Origin of the sequence: Daeguia caeni (assembly GCF_042653845.1) — a bacterium.
In the GTDB taxonomy this organism is placed as follows: Bacteria; Pseudomonadota; Alphaproteobacteria; order Rhizobiales; family Rhizobiaceae; genus Brucella; species Brucella caeni.
This window is the reverse complement of record NZ_JBHSEL010000095.1, coordinates 1-8296: the sequence shown is the minus strand read 5'-3', so window position 1 is coordinate 8296 and position 8296 is coordinate 1. Positions and strand designations below refer to the sequence as shown.

Genomic DNA, 8296 nt, shown 5'->3' with positions numbered 1-8296 from the left:
GCGGCCCTGCAACCCCAACCAGCGATGCCGCCCGCGCTGGCGCCACGACCATCATTGCACTAACAATCAAATTGGACCCGTCCATGGGGGCCGATCAGACCGCGAGCCGGGCGAGCTTGCGGCGCTCATCGTTCGCAAAGCTATCTCTGCGAAGGAAGTCGAAAGGCTGGTCGATCCGCTGGATGTTGTGGGCCTCGGCTAATCGGCGGCCCGGCCATCACCGTGGCCGCCTGCCTGCTTAACTCCGTAGACCTCATCGCGGATGATCGTGCCGTCAGCTCCAAAGCCCTCCCGTAAATCCGGCGCATGTCAAGGGCCTTAAAGAGGCAGATTGTCCCAACCATGATCGAGAAGCTTTTCGAGAATTCGCAACGGCACTGCTCCACCGACTTCCGCGATTTTCGATTTAGTCTTTTGCCAAATCGTGTCGTTCCGCATCTTGTTGAGCAGTTGATGACCTTCAAAGGTCAAGTCGAGAACGATGTAGCCGCCGCCGCTCATCGTCGTTACGTCTATCGCGCGAAGAAAGCCTGCGCGAACTAACTGATCTGCATGGTAGAAGTCTTTGAAGTTTGCCGTCTCGCTAAACCTTACCTCCGCTCTCGGCTTGTCGATTTCTTCCTCGACACGGAGCAAAAGCTCTCGGATGTGGTCGTAATCCAGTCGCACGGAAACCTTACCTCCACCTTGCAGGTCGCCAGCCGGCGGCTTGCGCCTCGGCTTCGTCGCAGAACCACCGCTCGCCTTCGTCCTCATCGATCTGTGTTCGGTCGTAATGAGGCGACCATGGCGTGTGGTATATCTTTTCGCCTTCGCGGTTGATGTTGCCTTTGATTGGACAATTAGCACGCGGTGCAGCGGCAGCGGCGCGGTCCCATCGGTTTTCGCGATACTCCCACGGCGCTTGCGCCTCGCCTTGCCAGATACCGAGGCGGGCGGCTTTGGCAGCCGCCTCGCGGTCAACGAAATCGCTGGAATAGCGGACGAAGGCCCACGCGAGACCTTCGTCGACAAGAGCGGCGTTCACGTCGATGCCACCGGCCGTGCAGGTCGCTACGATGCGGCCGTAAGCATCGCGGTCCAATGCCTTGCATTCGACTTCGCGGCCCTCGACAAGCTCGGCAAGGCGGTTCGTCGCTTCCGTCCCGCATTGCCATGATCGTCCATTGGCACGCTTGCAGGTCTGCCCGGCTTCCGGCGCGTCGATACCATGCAGGCGGATGCGAACGGGGCCGATGGTTAAGGTATCACCGTCCGTCACGCTTGCTGTGCCGATAATCCGCGCATCACCGGCAGCGGCAGCGCCAATCGAAACGCCGGCCCCAGCAACCAGCGCAAAGAAGAAGAAAGCCCACCCCATATAACGAAGCATAGAACAGGTTGGCGATTGTCCCAAGGCCCCCGAATTTTGTCCCACAGACGCGTTTTCGTGTCCCAAAGGGCCGAAATCCTGTCCCATCGGGCCGCTTTTGTGTCCAGCAGACGTCACGCTAGCGGATCGTCGCTGCGCTTAAGTTTAGGCAGCGCTTCGGCAAAGCGCTTGTCAAAGCGGTCCAGCGCGGCGGTGAGCGCGGCATCGATCTGGCCGGCAACGATGGGATCGGAACTGACGGCCTTGCCGAGGCCATCCAGTTCGCGGCGATAGAGGCTAGAAGAAAACTTGTGGAAGGCTTCAACATCAACGGTATCGACAAGCTGCGCCTCACGTTGAGCAAGTCGGAGCCGGATTTCACGCTCACGCGCCGAAGCAAGGTCAGCGCCGGGATTGCTGCTGATGCGCTCGACGCGCTCGCGAAGGAATTGCAGGTATCCGCGAACCACACTGGCAAGGGGATAGCGGCCCCTCACGGCTGACGGAATATGACCGGCCTCGGCAAGTTGGCGAAGGCGTCGCGGCGTTAGCATCAGGAGGCGCGCTGCCTGTCCTGCCGTCACCATTCCCGCCTCGGTCTGAGCCTGTTGATTGTTCACCATTTTGATCCTCAGAAAGGGAAACGGAAGTCGAAAAATTAAACGCCGAAAAACACGCAAATTTCGGGCGGCGGCGGCCCCGCATTCGACGGCCCGCCGGAAAGGTACCTATCCGCGCGCCCGCTTTGCCGCCTCTCGCGCCCGCTGGCGCGCGTTTGACGCTTCCAGATACCAAGTAGCCCCGAAAGACAAACGCGCGTCCTCGGGCCTTCTATCGGGCTTTGTGGGTATTTGATGTTCTGCATCCTCTCTGCGTCGGGTTGGCGACCGGCGCGAACGCCGGCCGCCTAGGTGAGCGGCGCAGGAAACAGCCAAGACCGCGCCGCGAGCCCCGCGACGGAGATGCGGGTTAACTTTCCGCGACCTCAAGGATTGCGCGCGGATCGGCGTCACGGCGGCGCTGGATAGCGCGGCCTTCCTGCTCGGCGGCGACGATGAGGGCTTCCTCGGCCCGCTCGATTTCGAGCCGGCGGGTGCTGATACGGCTGAACTCGGCGTCCCGCTCGTCGTCGGTCAGCGCGCCCTCGGCCGGCGCGGCGTCGATCATCGCGCCGATCTTCGCGGCGATTTCGTCGCGCATCAGCCACGTGAAAAACGAAGCGCCGCCATCACCGACCAAGGAAAAGTGCGTACCCCCGTCGGCAAGGGCGACCGGCATTTGCCCGATGCGCAGGGCGGCGGCGAGGTTGACCGGGCTGCCGGCGCGAGCCGCATGATTGACCTTTGGCGCGCCCTTCGCGGCTATCGCGTCTAGCTCTGTCAGGAAGCGAGACTTGAGTTCGGCAACAGGCGCGGGCGCGTTCTCTGCGGCCAGCCATGCCTCATCAAGCGCTTTAAGCTCGCTGCGCAGCTTCTGAATTTCTGCCCGAGGATCGCGGACCTTCGGCGCGGCAGGCGCGTGGTGCTTGAGGCGCATTCCGCCGAAGCTGGCGGCACGGTTCAGCCAGGCAGCAACGTTTTCGAGGAACGCGAAACTTTTCTGCCGCTCTGCCGCCTTGTCGCGGGCAGCGACCGCAAGGTCGAGGCGGCGCTTTGCGGCGTCAACGGGGGCCATCAGCCGCGCTTCAGTTTCGGAACGTTCGCGCTCCTGCGCCTTGGTCGGCCGCGCCAATGCGGCGGCAGGGTGCATGTCGAGTTCGATACCGCCCGGCATGGCAAGGCGCTGGCGCGCCGCGCCTTCGGCACGCCCAAACTCCTGCCGGGCATGCATTTCGGCATCGCTGGCGGCGCGGTACGCGGCGCGGGCAGCGTTGCGCTCGATGAGCAAGCTTTCAAGCTTTGCCCGGCTTTCGGGGGGCAGGATAGCAAGAATATTTTCGCGGAAGTCCATGACGAAGCTCCTCATTCGCAGTGAAGGATACCCGGCAGGGGCGGTGCTTCGGAGTGGACATTTCCGGACAAATTCGGCGTTTCAGGTGGCTCGGCAGAGAACAGACGACGGCGATCAATCCAACATTTTCCGCCGGGCGTCCACACGGCGACGGGGCGCTCCCGCGCCCACCGCCGCACCGTCTTCTCGTCAACCCGCGCAATGTGCGCGGCCTCCTTCACTGTCACCCATCGCGGATCGTTCAGGTCGATATCCTCGGGCGGCCAAACGTCGATGCTGGTTTCGTGGACGGTCATGTGTGCCTCCGTCATGGCGACGGCGGGCTTTGCGGCCCGCCGCCGGGTCGTCATTTCGCGGCGGTCGCTCCGCCTGTCTCGCGGTTGATGCCGGCGATAGTTTCCTTCCACATCGCCTTGATCGGATCGGGATTGCGGAGCGGCGTTGGATCGCTGCTGACAATTCCCGGCACCTGCTCGCCCGTTTCGGGGTCGAAGGCGATCAGACCGCCCGGAGCGTCGGCGGAACGCATCCCGGGTACAGCGGCCTTTGGCGCGCCGACTTCGAGGGTTGCTAACAGGCTGACTGCTTCGGCCGCATCCATGCTCGATCCGAACGCCAGAGCCTCGGCCGCCTGCCGGCGGTCCTGCGCTACGGGATCGCAAAGGATCGCTTTGATCCGCTCGCGCTCAGCGGCGCGGGCTTCCGCAATGGTCATATTTTCCGACATGGTTTTTTGCTCCTTTCGTCGGCTGGTCAATTGGGCCGGCCTGAGCCGGCAATGAGGGTCAGCGCGTCGAGCGCCTCCTTCGCGTCGAGGTCGGTATTCGCAGCTAGATGGATTGCGGCTTTCGGGTGAAGCTGTGCCGCCGGGGCTTCGAGAATTTGACGCCATCGCTCGCGTTCTTCGCGTTGACCGGCGAGAAAGTTCACGCGCCAATCTGCGGCGAATTCGCGAAGCTCATCGTCATCTGCCGTGCGGCCGAGTTCGCGCATGCCGGCCTCGATGCCGGCTAAAAAAATTTCGTCAGCCGCCAGTGGATGACCACGGGCAATGCGGACAGCATCAGGTGAATATGTCAGGTTCATTTTCGTCTCCTTTCCTCGGTCATTTCTCTCATTTGCTCGGCTCTGGTTTGGCGCGGCCGGCGTTGAGCGCCGCCGCGCGGTTTTGGAAAAACTGCACCGTCAGGAAGCGAAGGTGCTGGATTGCAAAAAATACGTGTGCCATTTGGCTTGATCCTCTCGGCTGCCGCTCGGTTCCGGCGAGCGGCGGTCAACTACTCAACTGCTTTTCCTCATTTGATCATTTTCGCCTCCTGCATAAATTGCTCTGGGCTTCCCCATCCCCCATCGCCGGTCCGGCCGCGAGGCCGGCGGGGGGTCGCGGGGGATACGCCCCCGCGCTGGTATCCGCTTCGCTACCCTGCCCGGTTGGCCGCCTTCGGCTCCGACTTGCTGAAGGAGTTGGCGACGACGTTGAACAGTCGAGCCAGCTTCTCGCGACGGGCGGGGTCGGCGAGGATTGGCGCAAAATCGATCACGTTCGACGGCATGGCGGTCTCCTTTTTGACAGGTTCCAGCTTCCGGCGGGGCCGCTTTGGGGCGGCCCGCCGAGGCGAAGAATTGATCTTTGGAGAAAGCGGTTCGCGGCTCGATTGAAATGTTGCCGCTCCATGTCGCGATATAAGAGTTGAGGCTCTCTCTAATGTTGCGACACCCTGCGGCAACTTTCCGGTAATGCCCTTTTTCGCCAGCCACTTAAGGAGGTTCGCTTCGCCCTTCCCCGCGTTGTAGCGAAAGGTCCGTTCGGATAGGCGATTACGCTCGCAGAATGCTCGAATTGAATTCGACTGAATATCTTCCATCGCCCGCACGCCGTTCTTGCGGCGGGCGGCATTGACCGCTTCCCTGTCGCGCTGCCGCTTGCGATCCGCCTTCATTTCGGCGACCCGCTTCGGAGGAAGGTCGAAGGGATCAATCGTCTTAATGTCGAGCGCTTCCCATTCGGATCGGGTAAGCCGCACCAGCTTGCCAACGGTTCTGCCAGTCAGCTTTCGGGGTGACGCTGTAACTTTCGTAGCGAGCGCCGCGACCTCGGCAGGATCGGCCAGTGGGGTCCATTGCCGCGCCCAGGCAAGCAACGGTCCAGCCGATTGCTTCCAACCGCGAAGCCTCCGCGACATCGCGATAGCGTTAAAGGCCACCGACAAATATGCAGGCGCATCATCGGTATCGACCGGGCCACCGTAGCGGTGGAGGATCAGCTTCTCTATATGGTGCAGGCGGTGGCGATTTATGTCGAAGCCTCGATTGGCTTCGCGGTTCGCGTCGCCATCCGCCGGATTTGTCGTCCAGCGAGCGATGCCATTGCGATCACGTAGGACGAGGTGACCGTTCTCGATGAAGGCAGTTTCCGGGGTCATTACCCTTTCGCGCACGATCCACTCCTATCGAATGGAGGCGGCGAGGACCGAAGCGCTTCGATCTGACGAAGCCTCGCCTCGATCCAGTCTATAGCGCGCGCGACCTCGCGCTGCGCGGCTTCCTCCGAAGCGCCAGAGTTCCGGGCAGACGAGTAAACGAACCACGCCACTGATTTGAAGGTCGCGCCCTTAGTGCCTGCCGCGATGCGCAGTGCCTCCCGGTCGAGATAGGCGCGGCGCGTATGCGTGATTGGCAGGACAGAGACAACCGGAGCGCTCATTTCGCCACCTCGCCGCACTTGCTGCACTTGAACCGAGCGCGGAGCTTTGAAGCCGGGACGACTACGCTGGCCGAGTGACCGCAGCCGCCGCAGCGAATGATCCGGGTGATCTTTGCCGTAGCCGCTTCTATTTCGGCGCGCAGGGCGGCTTTCGACTGCCGAGGCCGGGGCGGCTGAAGGCCGCCGGGAATGCCCATGTCGGCGATGCAATCGGTGCCCTGTCTGCGCATCCTTTCGGCCGCGTTCGCGCGAGCGTGGTCTATGCGAGCCATCACGCAGCTTCCCCATCGCCGCCAAGCAGTCGCACAATTTCAGAATGAGGAACGAGCGTGCGGCCGCCCACCTTGATCAGCCGAAGCTTTCCAGCAGCGTTCAGCCGATAGAAGCTATTTCGCGAGAGACCGCCCAAAAGCTCGCCCGCGTCTTCCAGAGTGTACGCGAGCCGCTGAACGCCGGGCGCAGTTGTGCCCTTATTCTGATTTTCCAGAGAAGTAATGTCGGCCATGTCCTGCCTCCGAATGAAGTTTCGCTTTGACGCGACAAGCGCGCCGGTGGTCGTTTCAGCTTTTCTTCATTCGGCTAGGCCGATGCCCTAACTATAAAGCCAAATTGGCGCGATTTGCAATAGGGAGGCGCGCAATTTTATCGCGTCTATTCTCATAATTGGAAGAGAACTACGAGAGTGAATTTGGAAAAATGGAAATCTATATTTGGAAAAACAAGAAGCGCGCCGAGTTGAGCGCGCTTTTGATAGATAGTCGGTCAGGGACTGTCAGCCTGTCGACGTTGCCTTCCGTTGGCGGATCGGCACCACGTTCCCGCCTGCCGGTCTGGCGAGATACTCGTCCCACGCCTCCATCAACTTCTTGCGCTTTTCCAAAGCATCAGAGCGCCGGTAAGCCTGCTCGACCTTATCGCCAGATCGGTGCGCCAGTGCCGCCTCGGCGACCTCGCGCGGAAATGCCGTGCAGTCTCCCGCCCAGTCGCGGAAGCTGGACCTAAAGCCGTGGGCCGTATAGTCGCCGGCCCCGAGCCGGCGCATGGCGGCCGTCAGCGTCATGTCCGAAAGCGGCCGGCCGACCCTTGCGGATGGAAACAAAAGCGCCTCGCTATCATCACCGGCGGCAGGCCGGCGCAAAAGCGCCGCCTGCTCCAAGATCGCGAGCGCCCGGCCGGTCAGCGGCACGCGATGAACGCGGTTCGCCTTCATCCGGTCCGCCGGCACCGTCCATAGCTTTTCCGCAATGTTGATCTCAGCCCAAGTTGCGCCCCGGACTTTGCCGCTCCGGGCGGCGGTCAGGATAAGAAATTCGAGCGCCATCGCACCTACACCCTTCGCCTCGCGAAGCTTCGCGACGAAGGCCGGAACGTCGCGGTAATCCATCGCCGGATGATGCCCGCGATGGAGCTTCTTTCGCGGTGGCAGAAGCAGCGCAAGATGCCCGCGCCATAAGGCAGGGTTTGGCCCGTCGCGATGGCCTGCTGCCTTGGCTGCATCAAGCACCGCCTCAATCCGTGAACGGACGCGGGAGGCCGTCTCGTTCTTCGTCGACCAGATTGGCTTGAGGATCGTCAGCACGTCCTCCGTCGTGACCTCATCGACGCGCTTGTTGATGATCGGAAGGCAGTAGCCGGAGCGGACCAGCTTGCCGTCATCATCACGAACCCGGCTCAACGTCATCTTCCATTGATCGCGATGCTTAGGGTTCCGCCAGGACGGTTCCATGCTGGCAATGAACTCGTCTGCCCACTCGCCGAAGGTCGGGGTCCGCTTCTCGCGCTCGACCTCGCGCTTCGCATCGAGCGGGTCGATGCCGTCCGCCAGCTGCCTACGCGCTTCCTCTGCCTTGCGCCGCGCCTCTGCCAGTGACACGGATGCGACCGGGCCGAAGCCCATCTCACGGCGGCGGCCGTTTCGCACGTAGACAAAGACCCATGACTTGCGCGTCGGCGCGACGTTTAGATAAAGCCCGCCGCCATCGGCGTGCCTTCCTTCTTTGGCGCTTTCTACTGTCCGCGCCGTCAATTTGTGAAGCTTCCTTCCGCCCATGTTCCCAACCCCGTTCCTAATTCCGTTCCTAATTTCAGACACGTGCTTTGGAGGGTCGCGCTGAAACAAGGTGAAACTGATCTTCCGTGAAAAGCCCGGAAAATCAATAGTTAGGGGTCACAAAGTGGGGCGGGGAGGGACAGGGGGAAACGGGGAATTGGCGGAGGGGATGGGCCTGAAAGACAACCTTCTCCACCTCGGGAAACTCATAGCAGGATGAGGAGAAACCTGTTATTAATAT

Annotated in this window: 12 protein-coding genes; 1 reads left to right on the top strand and 11 read right to left on the bottom strand. The window is 61.7% G+C overall.

Features of this window, described 5'->3' with window-relative positions; translation table 11 throughout:
* A partial coding sequence (locus ACFO1V_RS09955; protein WP_380075096.1) for a hypothetical protein occupies positions 1-202 on the top strand: 202 nt, incomplete at its 5' end.
* A gap of 116 nt (positions 203-318) precedes the next feature.
* Here the strand turns inward: ACFO1V_RS09955 and ACFO1V_RS09950 are convergent.
* The 11 genes from ACFO1V_RS09950 to ACFO1V_RS09900 all read right to left on the bottom strand — a co-directional run bounded on the left by ACFO1V_RS09950 (position 319) and on the right by ACFO1V_RS09900 (position 8055).
* Positions 319-669: a DUF2513 domain-containing protein gene (locus tag ACFO1V_RS09950; RefSeq protein WP_374834316.1), complete on the bottom strand. Its 351-nt coding sequence runs from the start codon at positions 667-669 to the stop codon at positions 319-321.
* A gap of 7 nt (positions 670-676) precedes the next feature.
* Positions 677-1372, bottom strand: coding sequence for a thermonuclease family protein (locus ACFO1V_RS09945; RefSeq protein ID WP_374834314.1), 696 nt, complete (start codon positions 1370-1372; stop codon positions 677-679).
* Between the two features lie 113 nt (positions 1373-1485).
* Complete coding sequence (locus ACFO1V_RS09940) at positions 1486-1974, bottom strand: hypothetical protein (RefSeq protein ID WP_374834312.1); 489 nt, start codon at positions 1972-1974, stop codon at positions 1486-1488.
* A 346-nt stretch (positions 1975-2320) separates the two neighbouring features.
* Positions 2321-3301, bottom strand: coding sequence for a hypothetical protein (locus ACFO1V_RS09935; protein WP_374834310.1), 981 nt, complete (start codon positions 3299-3301; stop codon positions 2321-2323).
* Positions 3302-3312: 11 nt separating this feature from the next.
* Complete coding sequence (locus ACFO1V_RS09930) at positions 3313-3597, bottom strand: helix-turn-helix domain-containing protein (RefSeq protein WP_374834308.1); 285 nt, start codon at positions 3595-3597, stop codon at positions 3313-3315.
* Between the two features lie 50 nt (positions 3598-3647).
* Positions 3648-4028, bottom strand: a complete 381-nt coding sequence (locus ACFO1V_RS09925) for a hypothetical protein (protein WP_374834306.1) — start codon at positions 4026-4028, stop codon at positions 3648-3650.
* Positions 4029-4054: 26 nt separating this feature from the next.
* Positions 4055-4387 (bottom strand): hypothetical protein, encoded by a 333-nt coding sequence (locus ACFO1V_RS09920; RefSeq protein WP_374834304.1) that lies wholly within the window; start codon positions 4385-4387, stop codon positions 4055-4057.
* A gap of 332 nt (positions 4388-4719) precedes the next feature.
* Complete coding sequence (locus ACFO1V_RS09915) at positions 4720-5739, bottom strand: hypothetical protein (protein WP_374834302.1); 1020 nt, start codon at positions 5737-5739, stop codon at positions 4720-4722.
* Positions 5724-6005, bottom strand: a complete 282-nt coding sequence (locus tag ACFO1V_RS09910; protein WP_374834300.1) for a hypothetical protein — start codon at positions 6003-6005, stop codon at positions 5724-5726. The genes ACFO1V_RS09915 and ACFO1V_RS09910 overlap by 16 nt, the downstream gene beginning before the upstream one ends.
* A gap of 271 nt (positions 6006-6276) precedes the next feature.
* Positions 6277-6510 carry a helix-turn-helix domain-containing protein gene (locus ACFO1V_RS09905; RefSeq protein ID WP_374834298.1) on the bottom strand — a complete coding sequence of 78 codons (234 nt, stop codon included), beginning with the start codon at positions 6508-6510 and terminating at the stop codon, positions 6277-6279.
* A 267-nt stretch (positions 6511-6777) separates the two neighbouring features.
* Positions 6778-8055, bottom strand: coding sequence for a tyrosine-type recombinase/integrase (locus tag ACFO1V_RS09900; RefSeq protein WP_374834296.1), 1278 nt, complete (start codon positions 8053-8055; stop codon positions 6778-6780).
* Positions 8056-8296 lie beyond the last annotated feature (241 nt).

What these genes read in the sequence shown, in the direction of transcription:
- ACFO1V_RS09945 (WP_374834314.1), bottom strand. Translation starts at nt 1,372, where the DNA reads ATGCTTCGTTATATGGGGTGGGCTTTCTTCTTCTTTGCGCTGGTTGCT.
- ACFO1V_RS09940 (WP_374834312.1), bottom strand. Translation starts at nt 1,974, where the DNA reads ATGGTGAACAATCAACAGGCTCAGACCGAGGCGGGAATGGTGACGGCA.
- ACFO1V_RS09935 (WP_374834310.1), bottom strand. Translation starts at nt 3,301, where the DNA reads ATGGACTTCCGCGAAAATATTCTTGCTATCCTGCCCCCCGAAAGCCGG.
- ACFO1V_RS09930 (WP_374834308.1), bottom strand. Translation starts at nt 3,597, where the DNA reads ATGACCGTCCACGAAACCAGCATCGACGTTTGGCCGCCCGAGGATATC.
- ACFO1V_RS09925 (WP_374834306.1), bottom strand. Translation starts at nt 4,028, where the DNA reads ATGTCGGAAAATATGACCATTGCGGAAGCCCGCGCCGCTGAGCGCGAG.
- ACFO1V_RS09920 (WP_374834304.1), bottom strand. Translation starts at nt 4,387, where the DNA reads ATGAACCTGACATATTCACCTGATGCTGTCCGCATTGCCCGTGGTCAT.
- ACFO1V_RS09910 (WP_374834300.1), bottom strand. Translation starts at nt 6,005, where the DNA reads ATGAGCGCTCCGGTTGTCTCTGTCCTGCCAATCACGCATACGCGCCGC.
- ACFO1V_RS09905 (WP_374834298.1), bottom strand. Translation starts at nt 6,510, where the DNA reads ATGGCCGACATTACTTCTCTGGAAAATCAGAATAAGGGCACAACTGCG.
- ACFO1V_RS09900 (WP_374834296.1), bottom strand. Translation starts at nt 8,055, where the DNA reads ATGGGCGGAAGGAAGCTTCACAAATTGACGGCGCGGACAGTAGAAAGC.